The organism is Microcoleus sp. M2_D5 (assembly GCF_036701935.1).
Lineage (GTDB): Bacteria > Cyanobacteriota > Cyanobacteriia > Cyanobacteriales > Microcoleaceae > Microcoleus.
On sequence record NZ_JAUBRP010000009.1, the window covers coordinates 23,641 to 46,431 of the forward strand.

Genomic DNA, 22,791 nt, shown 5'->3' on the forward strand with positions numbered 1-22,791 from the left:
AATTTCCACAATCACAACCCTTACTCCCTGAATCTAAAAACACCTTAGCCTTGTGCTTTGTTCTACTAACAAGCTTTGTTTTCCTCCTGACAATTACTGTTTTAGTGAATACAGTCAGTTTGAGAGCTTTATCTCAAAGAAAAGTTACCTTTGTCCAGTTAAAAGACGGAACCGCAGCACGAATTGCAGAACAAGATGAAGTGTACAGAGAGCCGAAAATCATCCAAACTTTCGTATCAAGTTGGGTAAATTTAACCTGGGCTTGGTCAGGCAAAATTCCTGGCACAAATGACCCCGACCCCGGCATTAAAGTTAAAGGCAGTGCCAAAGTTCCTACAACTGCTTGGATGGGTTCATTGATGATGGAATCAGAGTTTGGTAAAGCTTCCCTGGTCGAACTGGCCAAACTCGTTCCCAACACCATCTATTCAGGAAAAACCCGCTCAGGAGTTTATATCTCTCACATCTCAGAACCAAGAGAAATAAAAAGAGGAGTTTGGGAAATAGATGTAATTGCTACTCGCGTCGTGCTGGAACAAGGCATTGGAGAAAGCCGAGAACAGTTTAATCGAACCTTCACCGTCAAAGCCGTAGAAATTCCCAAATCCCCTCTCAAACAAAACGCTAATGAATTAGAGAAGACTATTCACTCTTTGAGAGTAGCCGGATTAGAAATTTCCCGAATTGTCGAATTCAAACCATAGAAGAGGAAAGAGACATGGAAAGGGGACGAATCGGCAAGTGGGTAAATTTAAAAACCTTCCGTAAAAACTAAATAAGTTAAACATTTAGTATGTTCCATCCCTTTGCTTGAAGTATTCTATCTTTTCTTTTTTTTGTACAGTTAAACAAACACAACACATTCAATTAATCATCAAGCCATGACTAACCCAACAAATGGATCAATACACAATCCAATTAATACCAGTCCTGATAATAGTAAGTTCACCACTACAGCCAATATGAATCATGCAAGTGCATCAAGTGAATCTACCCCAAATAATGATGACGGCAACATCAATTCCCCAATTTCCTCTTCTCCAAATCCTTCCCCTTCTGACGATGACATTGACGAGAACTTCATGGCTAACTTTGACCCCAATGCACCCCTAACACTTGAAACTCAATATCAACTCGCTCAAGATGAGGAAAGACCACTGCCGCCGCCTGTTTCCGAAAGAGGCGTTCCTAGAGCAGTGACAATACTGCTATTGACTGGTGGAATACTATTGCTAGGACTGCTGATTTGGCAATTTATCAAGCCTAAATCACCTCGCGAACCTATCGCACAATCAACACCAAAAGAAAGCTCTTCTCCCACCATTAAAGATGAAAAACCGGAGTTGCTGGCTAAATTAGCTTACCAAGACCAACAAAAACTGTTAGCCTCAAAACCGCAAAAAACCGCAAAACCCAAAACAGAACCGTCGCCCAAACCGTCAAGAACCCCGCGAACTCCGCGAACTCCGCGTGTAGTCGCTACCCGGAGCGCTGCACCGCCACCTACTCCTCTACGCGAACCCCTACCCGCACCCAGAACAGTAGTGCGGACGGTAACACTACCCGCACCCATACCTCAAAGAGTACCCTCAAGAACACCCGCACCGGCCCCCATACTCAAACCGTTAGTACCCCTACCTTTAATTCCAACTCCAACAGGAGAAAAAATCGACCCGTTTGAGCGGTGGAACCAACTCGCCCAACTCGGACAAATTAGGGGAAATTTTGACCCTAACCGAATAGCGAATGCCGTGAATGCAACACCAAGCACTCCAGCGACAACAAGTGCTACCGCCGCCGCTAGTACGAACCCAACTCCCACAACTGAATTCCTAACAGTCAATATCGGCAACCAAAAGTCGCAACCCTCATACGTTTCTTTCGAGCAAATCCCACAAGAATTTTATAACCGCCCAAATAACGTCACCGGGGAAAGGCTACACCCGGAGTTTCCCGCAGGAGAGGACAGCCTCGAAACCACCGACAACTCCCAAAACTCGACTAACCAATTAACTCCGGCTGCCCTTTCTCCCCAAACAAGTTCCGATTTTACCGATAACCCAATCGAGACTGCGACTCGACTGAGCGAGTCCGAAACATCCTTGCCCGATACAGAATTTCAAACCCTTTCCCCAGAAACTGCTCCAGAAACAGAAGCCTTAACCAATTCCCCAACCGCAGAACAAGTCAACTCTCCAGGGGTAAAAGGCATTCTCAACCGCACGCCCCAAACGGGCTCAACCTCCCAAACAGCTCAGGTTCCCCTGGGCACCACAGCCAACGGCGTAGTTTCGGTTCCCCTGCTGTGGGATGAAAGCTCAAACAAACAGCAGGGAGACAAATTTGCCGTCACCCTCACAGACAACGTAACGGCAACTAACGGCTTTATTGCTTTTCCAGCCGGCACAGTTGTCATTGCCAAAGCCAGCACCGTCAGCAAAACCAATCGCATGGTACAAGCTAGTGCTGTGGCGATTGTCTACTCAGATACAAACGGTCAGATTAAACAGCAGCCCATTCCAGAAGGCGCAATTTTGATTGCAGGAGAGGGCTCTGGGCCGTTGATTGCTTCAGGCTACTTCGACCCAGGTTCAGATATTGCCGGACAGGATATCCTCACCGCAGTGCTGTCGGGAGTTGGACGAGTCGGTCAAGTGTTCGCAGAGCCTAAAGTCAGGAGCTCTAGCAGTATTAGCAGTAGGTTTGGGGGCAGTACAACCACCGTTGAAAGTCGAGACCCCCAAATTTGGTCAGCCGTCCTCGATGGCTTCTTCAGCCCCCTGGCAAAACGGATGGAAAGCCGCTCAGATAGAGCAACTGAAGAACTTTTAAACCGCCCTAATGTAGCTGTGGTTAACAAGGGAACCCCGGTTTCTATTACTGTTAACAGCTTTCTCAACATTTACCGTTGACCGAGGCGTTGGTAAACGGTTAAGTCGCCCCAACGCGACTGCGATTAGTAAATAAAATCCCCGTTTCTACTGTCAACAATTTTCTCAACATCAACCGATAACTGCCATGACGAATCGCATCCAATCTCCAATAATGCTTTCCCTCGGAGGGCTTTTGTTCACAGCAGTGTTCGCCGCTGCAAGCTACCCCGACTGTGCTTTTGCTCAATCAAGAGTAACAGGCTATCAAACTGTGGGTCGAGATATTGCCGTCAATAGTGCGATCGATATTTTAGTCTATCCCGGCCGCGCAAGTGCTATCGACTTCAGCTCAACCGATGAAGCTCTCGCCTACGTTTTAATTGCCGACCCCTCAAAAATAGTTTTCAGCACCGATGCACAGTTGGCAAGCGGCCAAGCCAAAACTGTTTTCTTGCGTCCCATTCAAGCGCTCAATTTTCCGGGAGCTACCACAGCTACCATCACCAATCTCTCAATCAAAACTGTAGATTCAAAAGGCAAACAGCGACTTTACAACTTCAACATCGTTCCTACCAACAAAGAACCAGAACACTTAGGAATTCGCATCGTTCCCCTAACTCCGAGAATGGAGCCGACTGTGAACGTTGATAGAGGTCGCGCCCCCGCAGCATCAGATGTCGAAAAAGGATTGCTGATTGCCATTCAAAAAGGCTACACAGCAGCCAACGACCCAGTAGTCTACAGCGTGCGACAATTTTTAGCTCTGGTAAGAAATCAGAATCTATCGGCTGCCGATGCTGCTGCACGAGCCGGAGTAGACTTGTCTGTGATTGTCGAGCTGAGCCGCATTGCACGAGAAGAATTCAACTACCCTGGAACAAGATTTCAACAGCGACAACCGCCAACAGCCCGAACTACTCGGCTTCTTAAAAGTCGCTCTACTTTTTGATTGGAGCCGGAGCTGCGGGAATAGGTAACGGGAATAGGTAACGGGAATGGGGAATGGGGAATGGGGAATGGGGAATGGGGAATGGGAGAGAATTTGACTGACTGTCTCCTCACTCCAAATTCCGCTTCATCAAAATTGTTGAGGAAAAGGTAATTGGGAAAAAGGTAGTTAACTCATAACTCATAACCGAAGAGCGCTTGGGGGGAGGCTCTCGGCAATCTCATAACTTCCTATTACCCATCCGATTATCGAAAAGTTGAGATGCAAATCATCTCCTCCATACTGCCCGCGCTGAGTCAGGCGGGAGCCTGTGTCGCTAACCGCTCGCTCTGAGAACTTATGGCTTTTGACTGATTTTGATTGGTTTGAAGCTGCGCTATTAATAATAGTAATTAGTCAAACAGCATAATGAAAGTGAGCAGGGATAGTGAGTGAGGATGGGAGAACTTTTCTACTTCCTACTCAACGCGAAGGTGAGTTATCAGTTTTGAATAGACATCTTAAATAGATATTTTTTGAACGGTTCGGCAGTAATACTTTCTCGGAAGAACGTTTTTTTCCTCATTCCCACTCCCTTTTTTTAACCAATGTTCCGTCCAAAAAGCTCAGTTCAAAAAAAGTCTGCCCTCCCGCTGCGTGTTGTGCTTACAGTTCCCAACGCTCTCCTGATTTCGACTTTACTATGTCTGACGGGATGGCTTTCTTTTCAAACAGGGCGGCAGACAATGAACGACTTAGTTGCACAGCTATTGGGAGAAGCAACGAGCCGCATCTCTGACCGCCTTGACAGCTACTTAAAAGAACGGGTTGGGGTTGGGAAAGGAGAAGGGAATTATAATAAAATGCAAACAGGTTCGGTGAACCAACTTCGCCCAAGTCAAACAGCCGGAGTCACAATCAAACCAAATGGGAAAAGAAATGAGTCAGACTCTCCAAAAACAATATTGCCTCAACAAAAAACAAATTCTGCTTTTCCCACCCCAACCTCAACGTTCAACTTGCACGATTTCCACATCAGCCCTAACTGTCAAGTCTTTATCTTAGACCGTTCGGGACATTTAGTTGCTCGGAACCAGGTAACTGAACCAAAACCGTCTATTTCTGTTGACTCCCAGCAGCGAGTTCGCACCCAAGCTCTGCAACAACAAATAATCCAGCTTTCCACAGAGTATTTGCTTAAACATTATGGCAGCCTCGCTGCTATTAACAGCAGCCAAAATCTTAACTTTACTGCCAGCAACTCTAGATACTTACTGCAAGTCAGACCTTTTGAAAACTCTTCAAGCTTAAACTGGCTGATTGTAGCAGTTGTCCCTGAAACCGATTTTACGGACAAAGTTCAGGCCAATACTCGCAACACTATTTTGCTCGTACTGCTGGCTTTGATTCTTTCTATCTGCCTTTTGCTGTCCATTTCCCTAAGAATAGAACAGCGGCTGCTGCGGTTAATTTCGGCAACAGAGGCGATAGCTGGTGGCGACTTCGACTCAACAGTTTCAGGTAGCGGCGTTGCCGAACTCGAAGCCCTAGCCTGTGCTTTCAAGCGCATGAATTCCCAGTTAAAAGCATCTCGCCAGCGGTTAGAAGAATATTCTGGCGATTTAAAACGGCAAGTTGCACAGAAAACAAAGGAACTAAAACAAGCTAAAATTGCCGCCGAAAGTGCCAATCGCGCTAAAAGTACCTTTCTGGCTAATATGAGCCACGAACTGAGAACGCCTCTGAATGCGATTATCGGCTTTGCTCACCTCCTTGTGCACTCTAAAAAAACTGCACCGGAACAGCAGTCGAGTTTAGATATTATCAATCGCAGTGGCGAGCATTTGTTGAAACTAATCAACGATATTTTGTCGCTGTCTAAGATTGAAGCTGGTCAAATTACCCTCGAATCAAATGCTTTTGACCTTTACAGTTTGCTCAATGACATAGAAGGGATGTTCCAACTCAAAACTCAATCGTCGGGGTTGCAACTTGTTTTTGAACGCAGTTCAGATGTACCGCAATATGTCCGAACTGATGAAAGCAAGCTGCGTCAAGTTTTGATTAATCTGTTGGGTAATGCTGTTAAATTTACTGAGGCGGGTAGGGTGAAGCTGACTGTAAAATGCCTTCAGCCGCTGGCAAAAAAACCGTTACCCAAATTCTTTCTCCAGTTCTCAGTGAAGGATACAGGCCCTGGTATTGCGCCTGAAGAGATTAGCCGTTTGTTCAAGCCGTTCGTCCAAACTGAAACTGGCAGGAAATCACAAACGGGAACGGGCTTGGGATTGCCCATCAGCCGCTCTTTCGTCAAGCTGATGGGTGGCGATATCAAGGTCAAAAGTTCTGTGGGGAAAGGAACGGTTTTCAGTTTTTACATTAAAGTGAGTCGTGCAACACAGAGCGAAGTCCGTGACATCCAGCCTCAAAAACAAGTGAATGGACTGGCACCCAACCAACAAAATTATCGCATTCTGGTAGCGGACGATGAGTCTGCAAATCGGTTGCTACTAACTCAGATATTGAAGTCAGCCGGCTTTCTTTTGTGGTTTGCGGATAACGGAACTGAGGCTGTTAAATTGTGGCAAAAGTACAAGCCGGATTTAATTTGGATGGATTTGAAAATGCCGCTTTTAGACGGCTTTCAAGCTGCTCGAAAAATTCGTTCTCTGCCTGACGGCTCCAATACAAAAATTATTGCTTTGAGCGCTAATGCGTTTGTTGAAACCAAGAAACTCGCTTTGTCGAATGGCTTCGATGACTTTGTTGCCAAACCGTTCCGAGAAACAGTAATTTTTGAGAAGATGGCGCTTCATTTGGGAGTTCGCTATATCTATGAAGAGGAGTCGTCTAGGAAGTCCGAACAGGATGAGCCTGTTGTGCAACTGACTTCTGAGTCGCTGTCTGTGTTGCCGAGGGAGTCGATTAAGAAGCTTTATAAAGCAGCCGCTTGTGGAGACGAGCAAGCGGTAAGGCTGTTGATTGAGCGAATTCCTCGCTCCCAGAAACAAATTGCTGGGGCTTTGACCAAGTTAGTGGAAAATATGAGTTTAGATATTATCAGCGATTTGACTCAGAATTGCATTTCGGCCGATTGTACGATCGCAAAATCCCAAGACTGCGATCAAAGTTAACTCGGTTTTTAGATTCGTACCTCAGATATCAATATATGAAGTTCAACCTTAGTCTATCGCCAAATCCCAAGACTATTCTCAAAGTTAACTCGTTTTTGAGAATCGTACCTCAGATATCGATATATGACGTTCACCGAGTGCATTTCGGTAGATTAGGCGAACTCACCATCCCAAGATTGCGATCAAAGTTGACGGGGTGTTTACAACCCTACCTCAGATATCGATATATGACGTTCGGCAGATTGTACGAGCGCCAAATCCCAAGACTGCGATCAAAATGAACTCTGCGGTGAGAGTCTGTACCTCAGATATAGATATATGACGTTCGGCAGATTGTACGATCACCAAATCCCAAGACTGCGATCAAAGTTAACTCGGTTTTTAGAGTTCGTACCTCAGATATGGATATATGACGTTCGGTAGCTCGCAAAGCATTAGGACGATTTTGTTCAGAGCAGCACGATTTGACAGAGCAATGCCGAGCAGAGGTACAGCCGATAATCTGCTAACAACTCACGCTCACTTGATTGTTTACTCCCTGCTATCGGCTGTACCTGTCTGTACGTAACGACAGATGCGGGTTCGATCCGCAGTAGCAAGTCAGCGGATTTGGTCTGGGTGGAATGTGGCAGCGGGTCGAGCAGATTAGCGCTCAGCTAAAGCCGCAGGAGCCTCACGCTGTACCCTCTTAGGGTCAGCGTTGAGAGGAATGCGGGTCAAAGAGGGGGGTTCAACACCCCCTTCTTTGACAATTTCTTTTGTAATGTTCGTAGGAATTCTCTAAACACATCGCTTTGGGTTCGAGATGTTAACTCGCAATACTTGACCAGAACCTCTTTTTCTTCTGAAGTAAGCCTAAACGTTGTTGTTTCTGTTTGTTTCACGATTGTATTTACATTAAATATGCAGTACAATTGTCTCATGAAACTAGCCTACCAGTTCAAACTACTGCCAACGTCCGACCAAAGACGCCGTATGAGCAAATGGCTCGATATGCTACGGCATCAATACAATTTTTTGTTGGCAGACAGATTTGATTGGTTTGAAATGAACAGGTGTTCAGTTAATGCCTGTCCACTGGTATGCAGTATTGCATCCCCAAGGGAACATCCTGAGTATTACGGACAGAAACGCTCACTTGTGTCTCTCAAGACAGAAAGAGAATGGTACAAAGATATCCATGCCGATGTCTTGCAGGACATGGTGAAGCGAGTAGACCTGGCATTTGCTCGTTTTATCAAAGGTGATATCAATGGTAAGCGGAGCGGGAAGCCTCGATTTAAAGGCAAAAACCGCTATCGCACTTTCGCTTATCAGCGAGTGAAGTCTGACTGCATCCAAGGGAATCGAATTGAACTTCCCAAGCTAGGAAAAATCAAATTCATTCAACATCGCCCTATTCCTGACAGTTTTGTCATTAAGAGAGCATTGGTTACTCTCAAAGCAGATGGTTGGTATGCGACACTGACTCTAGAAGATGCATCAGTCCCTGACACTCCTACTATTGGCATTGAACCGACTGAAACTAACAGTATTGGCGTTGACGCGGGATTGGAATATTTTGCCGTCTGCTCAGACGGCACGATGGTAGAACCTCCTAAATTTTATCGGCAAGCCGAAGAGAAATTAGCCAAACTGCAAACCAAAAGAGAGCTAAGAAAAAAAGGTTCTACTGCACGTCGCAAACTTGGGTCACGCATTGCTTGCGTTACATCAACAGGTAGCTAGACAACGCAAACAATGGCATTTTGAGCTTGCAGGTGAGTTGGTCAACAAGGCTGAGGTTATCTTTGTAGAAGACCTTAAAGTTTCCAATATGGCAAAACGCAACAAACCCAAGCAAGATGAATCGGGTAAGTTTTTGCCTAATGGTCAATCCGCAAAGTCCGGGTTGAACAAGAGTTTTGCTGATGCGGGGATAGCTGGGTTCTTGAACGAAATCCTTCCGTACAAGGCTGAAAGAGCTGGGCGGTTGGTCGTGAAAGTTAATCCTGCTGGAACATCTCAACATTGTGCAATGTGCGTCAACAGAGTTTCAAAGGAGTTAAGTGATAGGTGGCATGAATGCTCTTGTGGTACATTCATGCCTCGTGACCTGAACTCTGGAATTCTAATAAAGAAAGTGGGGTTGGGCGTTCGCCTCACTATAAAACGCGAATCCGGGAATTCTCGGAGGAGAAGCCCACACTCTAGTCTTTGATTGAGTGTGGGAGTACGTCACTTGGAGATTCAGAGCGAACTGGGAGGGGGAACAAAGGTTATTATTGTTGTATCTGTTAGGATTATCCCAATTTAGTAAAAACAGGAGTGCGAGCCGGAGTTCTCTTTCGCGAGATAGAAATGCAAGCGAGCAGGATGCTTGCACTCCTAAAAAACGCTCTTAGGTTAAAACACTGACTGAGAAAATTCAGGTAAATGGCAATGTGTTTATCTAAATCTAAGTATAAAGTTAGAACGACGGAGTGAAAGGTGGAACTATGTCTTATAGCGAATTTTCCCTAGATGATATTAAAAATAAACTCGGATTGACAATTCGAGAAGTCTCTGAAGTTATTACGGCTGTAGAACCGATCGCACCCAGTCAGCTTTTAAAGGAAACCTTAGCCGAAAATATTCCCTTAGCCTTGGGAATTGACACGGAAAAAGCGCGATCGGAGATGATAGTCGCTCCGGTATTGATTGAACTCCGCAGGCGGTGCGATCGTCAAATCAGCCTCTTTTCCGGTACGGAATTTAATATTGATCGAGTCAAAGGACTGAATGGCATTTGTGACTTTATGATTAGTCATTCACCAGAACAATTATCTTTAAATGCTCCCGTGTTTACACTTGTCGAAGCCAAGAATGACAATATCAAATCGGGAATTGCCCAGTGCATTGCAGAAATGTTGGCAGCCCAGATTTTTAATATTCAAAAAGATAACAGCATTTCCTGTGTTTATGGTGCAGTGACAACAGGCAGTATCTGGAGGTTCATGAAACTAGAAGATAGGACGGTTTATATTGAAACAACAGAGCATTTTATTGAAAACATTCAACTAATTCTAGGTATTTTAATGCAAATTGTTCAGTTGACTCGCCCAACCCTTCCGTGCCTTTGAAGTTCCCTAGTACATTGTACGCTCGCACCGTCCCAAGACTGCGATCGAAGTTAACTCGGCGGTTAGATCCTATACCTCAGATATCGATATATGACGTTCCGTGTTTCAGTCTAGCGATCGAACTTAAATTCTTTTCAACAATCTTCCCCGTACTAAACTTGACGATAATCTACTCGTCAGACTAAATATTAACTTGCTGGATCAACGTAAGGCAGAACGGTGGTTAGCGGCGATGCCCTCTCATATATCGATATCTGATGCCGACTCTCGATATATCATACTTAAATCATCTACTTAATTCAAAACCATGCAAATTCGACTAGCAGTCATCAGCAATGCTGGCGGCACTGGCAAAACCACACTTTCAGTTCACCTCGCCTACGAACTGGGGTTAAGGGGTTTGAAAGTAGCCATTATGGATCTCGACCCCCAAGGCTCCCTGACCCTTTTTTGCGGTCTAAATCCGCCAGAGCCAGAACACACACTGTCCGCCATAATGCGAGAAAGCTTCAATGGCTCTTGGCCTCTTACTCCTAGCTGGAGTTCCCACACCAATAATATAACCGTTTGTCAAGGCGGAATGACGCTGACGCAAACAGCAGACGAGTTAGTTCTGCACAAGCGTGGCGCTTATCTTCTGGGCGATTGCCTGAGTGACTATCCAATGGATCACGACCTAATTATCTTCGACTGCCCCGCTACCCTCGGCCCCTTGCCCTTGATGGCACTAACTGCTTGCACTCATATAATAGTGCCCGTACAGCTCGAACCAAAATCAATTCAAGGAGCAGCTCACCTGCTGGAGTGGTACTACCACCATTGCAAACAATTACGCCTCAAGCCGCAACCAGAAATCTTAGGGTTTGTACCCAACCAATACGATACGAAACGAGCCGTCCACCGACAACTTTTAGAGTCATTGCCAGCCCAGCTAGAGCAGATGAATATCCGCGTTTTTCCACCTATTCGGGACAGTGCAGAATTTGTCAATGCCAGCGGTCAAGGGTTGCCATTACACCTTTATCGCCCGCTTCACCCAGCTTTAGGCGACTTCAAAGAAATTGTTAAGCACCTGGCTACTTTAATGGGAAATGGAGTTGCTCCGGCTATTGCCAAAAAAGGAAAAAAAAAGAAATAGTGTTTGATTCACAGTCACAACTTGCGCCGGCGAAAACGAATCCTTCGTTTTTGGCTTATAGCCATGAACTGACTTCTTCCAATCCCCAATTTAAAATCTAAAATCGCTATGGCCACCCGTAAAGCTCCCGACTTGGGAAATTATTTTTCATCCGCCAAGCAGTCAATGCACCTCTCTGAAGCTGAATCCGAGATTCAGGAACTCAAAGCAGAAATTGAAGAACTGCGAAAATCGGGTTCAACGGAATTGGAATCTCAATTGACTGCACTGCGAGAACAACTAGAATCCGCCAGCGGTATCCTCTCCATTTCACTCTTACAAATTCAGCCTAATCCTGAACAACCCAGACAGACATTTTTGCCGGAAAGTATCGAGTCCATGTCCCGTTCCCTCGCTAGTGACGGACAACTGCAACCCATTATCTTGATTCAACGGGGGGATTTGGTGATATTCGATGGAGAGCGGCGCTGGCGCAGCGCTAAAAATCTAGGCTGGGAAACTTTACAAGCTGTGATCGTTCCAGAACCCGCGGCTTTGCACCGCAAAGCACTGCTGACTTCCCTGCACCGGGAAGATCTCAATCCCCTCGATAAAGCAGAAGCTATTGTGCGGGAGTTGTCTGAAAATACGGGTTTGGAAGCTGCAACTATCCCCCGCATTCTCTCGACAGTGGTGCGACGCTTGAACGCGCAAAAACGAATGAACTTGGTTTCCGAGTTGGTGACGGTGGCACCTGACGAGCAGCAACAGGGTTTGGCCGCTGTGGGTTTGGATGAACAAGAGTTGGCCGTTTTGCGGACACTGTTGGATTTGCAGCTCAATCCCGCTTCTATCGATGCCAACATTTTCCCGATGCTGTCTTTGGCTGATGACCTTAAGACTGCTATCAGGCAATTAGGACTTAAAGGGGTTCATGCAATGGCTCTTTCTAAACTCTCTGCTAAAAATTTAGTCTTGCCAGAGGAAGAAGCGCAGCCGATTAGAGTTCAAGCAACCGATCGAGTTATTGCCGAGAAATTGTCGGTGACTCAAACTCGTAAATTGGTGCAAGAAATTATCAATTCTAATCTGGATGATTTCCCAGGGGCAGCCCGCCAATTCAAGCAGGTTAAGTTGGCAGCCGGGAATTTGAAAAAGCTCTCACCTCAAGTGTTGGAGCAAGCTGAGGTTGACCAACTTGTGGAGTTGCAGGAGGTTTTGCGCCAAAAGCTGGCGGAAATTGAGGCGGTTTTAAAGCAAAATACTGAGAAATAACGGCAAAGTTTCGATCGGTCTGCTTGCTAAAATCGATCGAGTGGAAACACTCGCCGTTTTCATCGCTCCGTATGCCTCTAACTAAATCGATTACTACCAAATTTAAGGGTATTTCTGTAATGGCGAGTTCGCCAATAGGTTCGCTGAAAATGCCGTTATAGGCCCGAGTGGGAAACGCCAAGGTTTTTTCTTCTGGCATTTGCTAATTCCTTCGCTTTCTTCCTCTTCTTCTTCGTAGTCGAGGATGAATTCACAGTCGGTGGGGATGTCTGTCCAACCGTAGGCGTTTAATGTTTTATGATACGGCTCGATCGCATTCTTGATGCAGTTGGCGCAGTTTTATTATATCCGGGTGGCGTTCGTCCGGGTTGTGGAAGCGGTTGTAAGTGTCGGTGAGTCCCTGGTTGGGAGCTCTACGGGGGAACATCGATGAATCAAAAACGCGACAATCAGCCTTATCAAATCAAAGGGGTTGAGGCTCTGTTAGGAACCAGCGACAGCGAAGATGTCGCATCCTCCCTTGTCTCAATACACAAAATTGTCCTGCCACCGCAGCAACCGCGCCGCTATTTCGAGCCGACAGCTATGCAAGAACTGGTGGAGTCAGTCAAGCAGCTAGGGATTCTGCAACCGCTCCTGGTACGCCCCATAGATGGCAACAAGTACGAATTGGTAGCGGGAGAACGGCGCTATCGAGCCGCGTCGTCGTTAGGCTTGACTGAGATTCCTGTTGTGATTCGGGAACTGACAGACGCAGAGGCCCTGCAAATTGCACTGCTGGAGAACTTGCAGCGGGAAGATTTGAATGCGATTGAGGAAACCGAGGGAATTTTGCAATTGCTGGCAATGAAATTGAACTCTACCTCTTCGTCAGTTATTGCTTTGCTCGGAGCGGCCGCTCACCCGGAACGCACGGGTGTGGATAACGTTATCCACAGCTCGCATTGGCAAATAGTAAGCGATATATTTGCACTCGTCGGGAAGTACACTCCAGAGAGTTTCCGAACCAATCGCCTCCCCTTGCTGAACCTGCCAGATGATGTGATTGGAGTGCTGCGGAAAGGACGGATTGAGTATACCAAAGCCAGAGCGATCGCCCGAGTTAAGGATCTCGACGATCGCTCGCAATTACTAGAGGAGGCTACTGCACCGGATCGATCGCTTAAAAGTCGCGTAGATGCAGCTTTGCAGCGAGTAAAAAAGTCTAAGGTTTGGGATCATCCCAAAAAGCAAAAGAAACTAGAGAAGCTGTTAGCTGAACTGGAAGCATTGGTGGGTGAGGGATTGGAAAATTGAAGCTGATTTTAAAGTAAAGCTACATGAACTACCTACACTGTGCCTTGCGGGTACGGCGTTTATTTTTAATCGAATTCCTAACACTCGTATCTCACCGATTGCAGCCGAGTTTGCCCAAAAAATTCTTGAATTCAATCAACACAGACTGCTTAACTTGAGGAAAACGCTACCGTGAAAACACACTCAACGCTTTTTTTGGCTTGGCAAGATCCAAACAGCCGTTCCTGGTTTCCCATTGGCAGGCTAACATTTGACGGAACCAACTACCAATTTACCTACACGCAAGGCGTTTTAGAAGCTCAACAGAAGTGCGGTTTTGAACCCTTGCCCTCGTTTCCGCGCTTAGGTGAAGTATATACATCAACCTACTTATTTTCCGTATTTGTTAATCGGCTGATGCCGAAAAATCGCCCCGATTACCCAAGTTTTATTCACTGGCTAAATCTTCCTCAAGATGAAAGCGATCCAATTGCCATGCTAGCCCGCAGCGGTGGGCGGCGAGAAACAGATACTCTAACTGTTTTTCTCATTCCTGAACCAGATTCAGAAGGGCGGTATCGCCTTCACTTTTTCTTGCACGGACTGCGCTACTTGCCACAATGTGCGATTGAGCGAATTAACTGTTTAGAACCTGGAGAAAAGTTGTGGTTGGCTCACGAATTTCAAAATCATTATGATTCTAAAGCATTGACTTTAAATACAGAAGACCACCATATTGTCGGGTATTGTCCGCGATATTTGAATAGTGAGATTTTTGAACTTCTCTTGAGGAATCCTAGTTTTGTAGAAGTGCGTGTAGAGCGAGTAAATCAACCGCCAACACCGTTTCAGTTTCGCCTGCTGTGTAATATAACTGCTCAAATATCTAATGACTTTTGCCCCTTTTCAAGTTATGAATATCAGCCCCTCAGCAGCTCTTGGGTACTGGAAAACCCCCGCAACTTCGAGTTAGACTCCTCTTGGCAAAGTTGAGCCAAACCATTCATCACCGCAAGTCGCTCAGGAGCCTTTTCGCAATCCGGCCTGCTCGATCGGCGCTTTCTTCCCCAATCCGGTCTCACCGGAGTGCTACTGATGTTGACTCCCGCTCCCACGATCCATTCGTAACAGGCTTGACCCTCAAAGAGGATAGCTCTTGGGTGCTGAAAAGCCCCTGCAAAGATCGGGATTTACTCAGTTGCAGTTCTTTGCCCCACAATGTCCGACCTCTTTGCTATTATATGAGGGCGTTGGTTACTGACCCTGCTGTTGCTTGAGATGAGGGTAAAAGGAGAGTCGGATAGCGAGTTTGTAAACCAGTTTCGTGGGTGCTTGGGATTAAAGTGTACTCTATTCACCTGCAATCTGTTGTAACTGTAAGCTCGACACCGACCTCCAGAGATGGTTTATTTTGGCGAACATGAAATGATATTTTGAATCATTCTACTTGTATGAGAATAATTTATCCCCTTAACCAGTGAACAATCCGCAACCATTTCTCATAAAAGAAGGAGCTAGTTCCCGTGAAAAATGAGTTAAAAGAAGATAGGAATGAACTGGCGAGGCTGGATTATAGCGACTGGCTAGCAAAAACTATTGACGAACTGAATCGAGAAACCGGAGCAGCAATATTTTGCTTAAAAAAAGATATCCCTTCAGGAAGATTTAGGTTAATTATAGACATTCATTGTTTGGCTTTTCAACTCGCAAAAAATCAAGAATTAAGACCTCCATTAGACCCAGGAGAAAAAGCCTATAAAGCGACAATAAACATGGTTGAAAAAGGCCGTGAAACCTTCGGAGAAAAAATTCAAGAAATCAAAACGGCTTTATCAAATAGATTAATCGAGGCCATTAGGAAAGCCCACTGCTCAGAGCCTGATGAAGAAAGCTCAGAGCCTGATGAAGAAAACTCAGAGCCTGATGAAGAAAGCTCAGAGCCTGATGGAGAAAGCTCAGAGCCTGATGGAGAAAGCTCAGAAGTGACAATTGATGAATTAATCAAGTCAATGCTTGTACCCCTGGCATCAATGCCAAAGCAGCCCTCCTTGTTTGCTTGGCAATTCCCTTCGATGACTGGGTTGAGTTCGCAGGATTTGACCTTGGATTATGAAGTGGAGACTCCTACAATCAGGAGTCACAAAGTAACAATAGAGATAAATAGTGCAACTCGCTTCCGCGAATTTGTGGTGACTGGGCTGGAAAATTATGTTCAATTCTTGAAAATACAACAGGACTCAAATTATCCTGATTTTGTAATTAAAAACGTGAGAACGAGCCTCGATTTGCTCAAAACTAATGGTTCTAATGAATTATGCCAACTTGAAAAATTACTTAATCAGGAAACAATCGGTCGCCTGAAAAGAGAGGCGGAAGTAACTTACTTGGAATCCTTGGCAAATATAATTGGTGAAGATTGCGATCGCGTTAGAGACTCGAAGCAAAAAAGTAAGTTAATACATCAGTTTGCCCTTAAAGGGAAACAACAGCCACGCGGAATATCACTCGACGAAGCCTCGTTTTATTTGAGGGACTACAGCCGGCGTCTTAGATCACTGGAAAAATTTATCAACGACAAAAAGAAACCAGAGGCTTATTACGAAGTAACATACCAGGGCGTACTTGTAGACATCCAAGAATTATTCTCTGGGCGGGATGCCTTCTCCGAGTTACCTCTTTTGGGCAAAATCGATGGCTGTATTGGAGAAACAGACGATCCACATCAGAGCATTACCTCAATAACTTTTGGACTCAAATTCAAGTTAAACGGGCGCGTCAGTAATCCGGTTCTTTACGATTCTTCATTTGTGTATGGGCTTGAGATGATTAAGCCGGATTCAAAGTTGCATAACATAGATTTGGACGATCTAACGCAGGAGAGGCGCAAGAAACACATTGAGAAAATAGTTAAGTTTTTCGTTCTTTATTACTTTGCATTTGCCTGTCCCAACCCTCTAGCGCCAAATTATTGTTACGAGGATGTTCTAAATTTTGATGTAATCGGGAGATTTACGGAAGAAGTATTGCCTCAGTTGAAAGAAGAAGCTCTTGACAGTGATGAGGCTAAGAAAAATTTAATGATAAAGTTTGTTGGTGAAATGAGTGAATACTTAGTTACTGACAAACTGGAAGCTGTGGTAAAGGCTCTTAAAGAATACTTAAAAAAAGAAAAACTTGGGTTTTCTGCCGAAAGAAAGGTAAATATAGGGCTGTCACGGACATTGCTTCTGTCAGACTTGAGCGAAATCAGCAATACGGGTAGATTCTTCGGGAATGAACTGTCGGAGAATCTGAAGGAATGCCTCAAGTATGTTTTCATCTCGGCACAGGTGGCAAATAAAGACGCAATCATCCAGTTTCCTGTAACGCTGACATTTGAGACGGATAACTTCTACCGCACGAGTAAGAAGCGCGAGTTCGACATGAGCTATCAAATTGGCGACATTCAAATGCTTCCCGTGTTCTATAGTTTTGCAAGTCAAGATACAAGCAAGCAATTTGCTCGCGATAAAAAGAACATCGAAATGCTCGCACCCTTATTAGGGGGGAAACGTAACCTGCCCCAAAATGCTGATGAAGCATCGGAATACATGAGTCGCCTTGTATTTCCGGGCTCACTAATAGAGTTTAAAGTGACTGAAGTACCTTTAGAAAAAGCCACAGAACGGGGGCGTTTTATATACGAGCTTACTTGGCGGACGCTTGGCTTCATAATATTAGATATTATGACATCTCAAGCGCGAAAAAATAAAAATTTATTTGTATGTCAGTGGCTGCTGCACCAAACAGCAGAAGCCCAAACAACGCAGCAGGAAACATTGATTCATCAAATAGTGGAGGAATGGAGTTATGTATTGAGCGACTCCTTGTTGATGAATTCTCAAGGAATAGTGATGCCGAATATTAACCGTTATAAAATCCCAAATGCCAAGTGTTCGCTCTACTCGGTGTTGCCACAGGAATACAAAATTAAGAACAATAACAATAGAACCATAGAGCCATTGTTAATAGTGATGGTTTCAAGTAACAAATGCGACGCCCGTTCCTCACGTTGGGGAGAAAACTACATTGCCAACTTGACAGGTGAAGTTGTAGCAGTGGAGCCTACAAAAACAGGCCTAAAAGTGAGCATGGTGAAAACTCTGGCGGGAAATTACAGAGGAGATGAACTGCATCGCTGTCCAGCAGTGCTGCGCGACACAATTAGCGATATGTATCTCAAGGGGTTTCGCCACGTTATATACATAGCTAGCAGTCCCTTTTCTGAACACCTGCGCGTGACTGACCAACAAAATGAATTGTTCTTCATGTCGCCGGAACTCATCAAATACCTCAAGATTGCTGATGATCTGGTAATATATCCGGTTCTGTACGACAGTTACAGCGCCTTGCGGATTGATGGGGAACTGAAAGAAGAGACTTTGTACGTTCAGGACGTGCGCCAGTTGAGTAACGTATTTAATGACCCCAATCGCTCCCAGGTAGTATTTTTCAATTTGTTCACCGGAAAGGCTGTAGAGCGAGATCGTATTTTCTACAACACTGTGACAACTTATTCTACCTTGCTCAACGCCCACCCTGGCGACGTAATTGACGTGAATAAGGTAATGGACGGTCTCATCAAAGAGGGAGAACTAAAAAATAACCTCATGCTTGGGTTAACGCTCTTGCATTATTCAAAATACGAAAAAAGCCAAACTAAGGCAGAGAAATCGTTCCTCAAACTCGACCCCCTAAATGATATTATCGGCGACAATGCAATTGGCAGGTCAGCAGCAAAAAGTCGGCACTGCATCTCTTCGGTGCAAATGAATTCTATCGCATTTCTCACAGAAGTGTACAACGCATTGATCGTTCCAATTTCTGAAGAGAATGCGATTAATAGCAACATTAATCTATCTCACTCCTCTCTCTTGCTTCTCGATGAAATTAAGAATTACTTAGTAGATCGTGAAGTAAGCGCTCCCGATGAGCTGCCTCAACATTATGTTGACTGCTTGGTTGAGTCCTATTCCAATCCGATGCTTAAGGAGCGAGTTGAATCGATAATCGCTCCCCAGTGGTGGGTTATTAGCAACGGCGATATTGTCCCGTTTTAAAGGATCTGTAAGTTTTAGAGGATCTGTAAATGCAAATAAGAGAGGCACAAGGACATCTTTTCGAGCTAGCATTTAACGCGGGAATATTGACGGCGATTCATCAAACAGGGATGAAATATGCCCACATGGGTTTATTCATCGATGATTTGAAAAAACTCAATCATCGAGGAGTCGTCAATAGCCTCGTCCAAATGAAATTGAAAGAGGGATTTATTGACGCGGAGAGTCAGCGAATATGGACAACATGGGGCAAGTTGTTACTTCTGCGGGGTCATCTTGGCGGTTTGGGTTTATGGCACGAACTGATGGATGCGTTCGGGTACTCCTCTAATACAAGCAGATATTGGGAATTGCTGTACGTGCAGTGCTGTCTTTCGGATGCAACCAGCATGAGAACGCTGGAAAAAAACGAACATGACCGCTATTCTCAAATCCTTTCCCAGTTGGGCATTACCCCAGATAAGGTTTTCCCATACATAAATAAATACGCTACAACGGGGGAATTTTTAAAGGCGGACACATTAATGCTGATGTCGAAAGAGGGGGAGGGAGGCGGAAAAAAGGAATATCGCATCGTCTGCGTTGATTTGTCTGCATTCACCGTTGATAGCAATGACAGCAGCGAGTTGAACGAAGGGGAAAATCAGGGTGCAACTGATGAACGAGAACATTGCGATTTGTGGAATTTATCGAGTGCTTTATCAATCCTTGAGTCTCTCGGAGTGGAACTGCACCGCTTAATGTCCAAAAGTGTTTATCATCACTTAAAAATTGACACAAAGGAAGGAAGCAATCGAGAATTAATAATTGGGCGTGACATAAAGGATTACCTGACAGCTTTTTCTTATTACGACAAGGACTTTGTTAAGTTGGTGCAGGCGGCATCGTACTCCGCTAGTTTTGTCAAGTTTCTCGAATCAGAGAACAGGATACCAAAGGATGCAACTGTCCAAGTCACGGCGATCGGTTACACGACGCAGGGAATTAGCACTCTGAATGTCGGACGGGAAGATTTAGACATCCTTGATCGTTGCGCCGAAGCATATAAGTCGATGAAGAGACAGGAAAAGTCTGACACAGAGAATTCAATTGATAGTTATGAGCGGACGCTTGTTAAGATGCTCAATTTAATCAAGCAAAGTGTCGCGGATAGTTTATTGTACGCACCTGGTGGAATGGGAGTTAGCGTTGAAAACAGTGCAGCAGGAGAATGCGAACTCAAGAGCGATCGCCAAGAGCAAAAAGTAAAAGAATTTGTTGACTCGCTGTGCGATATGAATACCACTGCGGACAGAACCGTGTCTTTCACTGAAATAATTAGTAATTTTCACAATCCATCGGATTCTCTGGATGATTCGATTACTTCAAAATACAACCTCCCTCAGAAAATTACGCTAAGGAATGCTCATACCCAAATAATAAAGGAACAACTGTCATCCGCCTGTCGCTATCTGTTCCTGACCGGAAATCCGGGTATTGGGAAAACAACGACAGTGGTGGATTTTCTTCGCGATCGCGTTAACGAGGGCTTCCTGCTGTTCTACGTCAGTCCGCGACTATCCGTTAACGAAGACACAATCAATAAATTTAGAACTGAATCGGGGCGCTTGTTTGCTGATGACCTGTACTGCATTTATACCAGCCACGCTATTATTGCCACCAACAACGGCTTGCCAACAGTCAAATATTATTCTAATGCCGATACTAATACTTCTAATTGGTCAGGGGTGACATTTATTGGCGTTGGAGATGAGGGAAAGCATCTCACAAGAGCGAGACAGGAAATAAGTCGTCTTTCAGGAAATTCGCTTGGCTACGATAAAAAATCAGGAACGGGAGTGATTAGGAGCCTGTGCGATGCTGGTCACGCTCTCATCAATAAGGGCGTGAGTAAAATTGTGATTACCTGCTCTACTCAGTCCCTCCGTAAAGTGAATAAATACGGCGACTCCTTAGATAACTTTCAGAGACTATTTCGTTCGGTTACAAATCAGGGTGAAGTGATTTCAGAGGAAATGATTAAATTATCCTCCCGCCTAAGGAACATCATTGTTATGATTGACGAAGTCACGGGCGATAGCGCTGGAGTTGAGTGGTTTCACGCCATGCAGAAATGGTTGGATAAAAAGCTTGAGCTATTCGATAAATCGCACGGTTTTAACACTAAATTGATTGTTGCTGACGCTTCCCTAACAGGTGTTGAAGTTGTTAAGCCGCACCTCGGTACAAGGGAAGCAGAGCCAGCTAAGATTTACTGTTCTCCTGTTGAGAATGAGCGAGAGCCACTAGAGCTTAGTTTTCAGTCGTTTACTGATGAGTCAGCACGGCGAGGAATTATTGATTCCACCATTATTAACGCCAACTCATATCCAGCAAAACTTATTGAACTCACTTACAAAGTTTTCTTCGAGACTTGTAAAATTAATGAGGATGGCTCTCTTAAAAATAAACTGGGTCAGTCAGCGCGGGACGAGTCCCTAGTAACCGAAATAATCCACCACGTTTCTGAGCCAAATTCAGACCAATTACTGGTTTACATTCAGGACAAGCAACGTCTGACACAATTAATAGATTTGGTCAAAAAGAGGCGGCCTCGATTCGATAAAAATAAGGCTTATTTGGAAATACATTCCCTGTCAGATCCAGACAAGGAAAGCCGCCTTGAATGTAAAGACCAGGTTAGAGTAGTATTTATGACATCATCAGCTTCTCGCGGCATTTCCTTTCCTCATGCAAAACACATAATCGTCGAGCTACCTAGGTTTCAGATAGAAAACAACCTGATGGAAATTATTCAGACCATCTATCGAGGTCGGGGCGATTTGGGCGAGGGAAAAAATAACGATCGCGAACCCAAGAAAGTGACGGTGTACATTGTGGAAAAAGTATTCACCAATGTGCCCAGCAAGCAACAAAGTCAGATCGCTCGCGTCGCAAATCTGATAGGTTCCTTGCTCGTCTTGCGAACAGCGATAATGACGAGAATTACGGGTGCAGGATATTTCTGCGGACGCAACACAGCAATGATTCCCATTGGCGGAAAAGGGATGTATTCGGGGGGCGAGACGTTTAGTACCCGTATCAAGTCTCTCATGCAGCGGCTGCGGAGCCATCAACGTCTACATCCAGAGGATCGAGATGTTAAACTTGCTCTCGAACATTTGCCTTGTTTTTTTGAATCTGCGAAATTCTTTATACAGAAGTCTACTTGCTCACCCAATTCTGCTGTTTCCTACGAACAGACAAGGAAGAAAATCAGCTTACCGTCTCTATTGGAGTCGGGCGTTGATTTCTTATTTGACCAATGCTCTTGCATGGCTGACTTGTTGGATATCGAACTCAGCCCGCAGGTTTTTTATGTGGATGGTTCGCTGTTGCTCGTCCCAATGAATAATAACACAGTGACCTCCCTTTACAGGTTCGATCCTTATTCCCAAGTCAGTAAATACGCGACGCCAGAATTCATAAATGCTTTGGAAAATATCGGGCGCAAAAATTACCCACAAGATATAAAAAATGAAATTTACTTCGCTCTTGATTTCATCCAAAAGCTGAAGCAAAATGAGGAGACTACGCAGCAACTTAGCGACTCTAGCAATTTCAGCGATCAGTATTTCGCTGTCCCCCTACATTTCTTGGTCGCTGATGAAACTCTCCGACGCTCATTTACAGAAGAGAGTGAAAACTCGCTTGTGAGCCACAGGTTTCGTATGTTACTGGAGCGTTATGTCAAGGCTTTGTACCCCGCTACTGATTTTCTCCCCATCGGCAATGGCTTCGTTGATTTTCCTTGGGTGATTTTTAAAAGTTATGACTTGGCGCAGATTCGTCGGGGTTTGTTCAGAGCAAACTACTTTCTTAACTCTCGCTCCCTGAATCTACTCAATCTTATTTTGTTCAGGGGGTGACAAGCGCCTTCTGAATTTTAGTCTAACTGCTTTGCTGCATTATCTGCAACCGTCGCTCGTTGACTTGCCCCGCATCCCTTC

At 45.0% G+C, this 22,791-nt stretch carries 14 protein-coding genes; 13 read left to right on the top strand and 1 reads right to left on the bottom strand.

Features of this window, described 5'->3' with window-relative positions:
• The first annotated feature begins 50 nt into the window (after positions 1-50).
• From QUA50_RS06015 to QUA50_RS06055, 9 genes are all read left to right on the top strand, one after another.
• Positions 51-704: a hypothetical protein gene (locus QUA50_RS06015; protein WP_333299449.1), complete on the top strand. Its 654-nt coding sequence runs from the start codon at positions 51-53 to the stop codon at positions 702-704.
• 258 nt (positions 705-962) lie between these two features.
• Complete coding sequence (locus QUA50_RS06020) at positions 963-2,912, top strand: hypothetical protein (RefSeq protein ID WP_333261642.1); 1,950 nt, start codon at positions 963-965, stop codon at positions 2,910-2,912.
• Positions 2,913-3,018: 106 nt separating this feature from the next.
• On the top strand, positions 3,019-3,822 hold the full coding sequence (locus QUA50_RS06025; RefSeq protein ID WP_333261644.1) for a hypothetical protein: 804 nt from the start codon (positions 3,019-3,021) through the stop codon (positions 3,820-3,822).
• A 725-nt stretch (positions 3,823-4,547) separates the two neighbouring features.
• A complete protein-coding gene (locus QUA50_RS06030) occupies positions 4,548-6,935 on the top strand; it encodes an ATP-binding protein (protein ID WP_333261647.1) in 2,388 nt (795 codons plus the stop codon).
• A gap of 975 nt (positions 6,936-7,910) precedes the next feature.
• A complete protein-coding gene (locus QUA50_RS06035) occupies positions 7,911-8,663 on the top strand; it encodes a transposase (protein ID WP_333261801.1) in 753 nt (250 codons plus the stop codon).
• Between the two features lie 88 nt (positions 8,664-8,751).
• Entirely contained in the window at positions 8,752-9,135 is a 384-nt protein-coding gene (locus QUA50_RS06040; RefSeq protein WP_333261803.1) for a zinc ribbon domain-containing protein, read from the top strand.
• A gap of 277 nt (positions 9,136-9,412) precedes the next feature.
• Positions 9,413-10,036, top strand: coding sequence for a hypothetical protein (locus tag QUA50_RS06045; protein ID WP_333261650.1), 624 nt, complete (start codon positions 9,413-9,415; stop codon positions 10,034-10,036).
• Between the two features lie 307 nt (positions 10,037-10,343).
• The gene (locus tag QUA50_RS06050) at positions 10,344-11,174 is read left to right on the top strand and encodes a ParA family protein (RefSeq protein ID WP_333033761.1); all 831 of its coding nucleotides are present in this window, start codon (positions 10,344-10,346) and stop codon (positions 11,172-11,174) included.
• A gap of 108 nt (positions 11,175-11,282) precedes the next feature.
• Positions 11,283-12,428, top strand: coding sequence for a ParB/RepB/Spo0J family partition protein (locus QUA50_RS06055; RefSeq protein ID WP_333261652.1), 1,146 nt, complete (start codon positions 11,283-11,285; stop codon positions 12,426-12,428).
• 295 nt (positions 12,429-12,723) lie between these two features.
• Here the strand turns inward: QUA50_RS06055 and QUA50_RS06060 are convergent, their stop codons facing one another.
• Positions 12,724-12,855: a hypothetical protein gene (locus QUA50_RS06060; RefSeq protein WP_333248979.1), complete on the bottom strand. Its 132-nt coding sequence runs from the start codon at positions 12,853-12,855 to the stop codon at positions 12,724-12,726.
• 2 nt (positions 12,856-12,857) lie between these two features.
• Here QUA50_RS06060 and QUA50_RS06065 point away from each other — a divergent pair, with 2 nt between their 5' ends.
• From QUA50_RS06065 to QUA50_RS06080, 4 genes are all read left to right on the top strand, one after another.
• Complete coding sequence (locus QUA50_RS06065) at positions 12,858-13,724, top strand: ParB/RepB/Spo0J family partition protein (RefSeq protein WP_333261655.1); 867 nt, start codon at positions 12,858-12,860, stop codon at positions 13,722-13,724.
• Between the two features lie 171 nt (positions 13,725-13,895).
• Entirely contained in the window at positions 13,896-14,696 is an 801-nt protein-coding gene (locus QUA50_RS06070) for an HIRAN domain-containing protein (RefSeq protein WP_333261658.1), read from the top strand.
• A 530-nt stretch (positions 14,697-15,226) separates the two neighbouring features.
• Complete coding sequence (locus QUA50_RS06075) at positions 15,227-18,802, top strand: hypothetical protein (RefSeq protein WP_333261661.1); 3,576 nt, start codon at positions 15,227-15,229, stop codon at positions 18,800-18,802.
• 29 nt (positions 18,803-18,831) lie between these two features.
• Complete coding sequence (locus QUA50_RS06080; protein WP_333261664.1) at positions 18,832-22,710, top strand: hypothetical protein; 3,879 nt, start codon at positions 18,832-18,834, stop codon at positions 22,708-22,710.
• The last annotated feature ends 81 nt before the right edge of the window (positions 22,711-22,791 follow it).

What these genes read in the sequence shown, in the direction of transcription:
- QUA50_RS06065 (WP_333261655.1), top strand. Translation starts at nt 12,858, where the DNA reads ATGAATCAAAAACGCGACAATCAGCCTTATCAAATCAAAGGGGTTGAG.
- QUA50_RS06030 (WP_333261647.1), top strand. Translation starts at nt 4,548, where the DNA reads ATGAACGACTTAGTTGCACAGCTATTGGGAGAAGCAACGAGCCGCATC.
- QUA50_RS06040 (WP_333261803.1), top strand. Translation starts at nt 8,752, where the DNA reads ATGGCAAAACGCAACAAACCCAAGCAAGATGAATCGGGTAAGTTTTTG.
- QUA50_RS06025 (WP_333261644.1), top strand. Translation starts at nt 3,019, where the DNA reads ATGACGAATCGCATCCAATCTCCAATAATGCTTTCCCTCGGAGGGCTT.
- QUA50_RS06035 (WP_333261801.1), top strand. Translation starts at nt 7,911, where the DNA reads ATGAGCAAATGGCTCGATATGCTACGGCATCAATACAATTTTTTGTTG.
- QUA50_RS06080 (WP_333261664.1), top strand. Translation starts at nt 18,832, where the DNA reads ATGCAAATAAGAGAGGCACAAGGACATCTTTTCGAGCTAGCATTTAAC.
- QUA50_RS06060 (WP_333248979.1), bottom strand. Translation starts at nt 12,855, where the DNA reads ATGTTCCCCCGTAGAGCTCCCAACCAGGGACTCACCGACACTTACAAC.
- QUA50_RS06055 (WP_333261652.1), top strand. Translation starts at nt 11,283, where the DNA reads ATGGCCACCCGTAAAGCTCCCGACTTGGGAAATTATTTTTCATCCGCC.
- QUA50_RS06050 (WP_333033761.1), top strand. Translation starts at nt 10,344, where the DNA reads ATGCAAATTCGACTAGCAGTCATCAGCAATGCTGGCGGCACTGGCAAA.
- QUA50_RS06045 (WP_333261650.1), top strand. Translation starts at nt 9,413, where the DNA reads ATGTCTTATAGCGAATTTTCCCTAGATGATATTAAAAATAAACTCGGA.
- QUA50_RS06020 (WP_333261642.1), top strand. Translation starts at nt 963, where the DNA reads ATGAATCATGCAAGTGCATCAAGTGAATCTACCCCAAATAATGATGAC.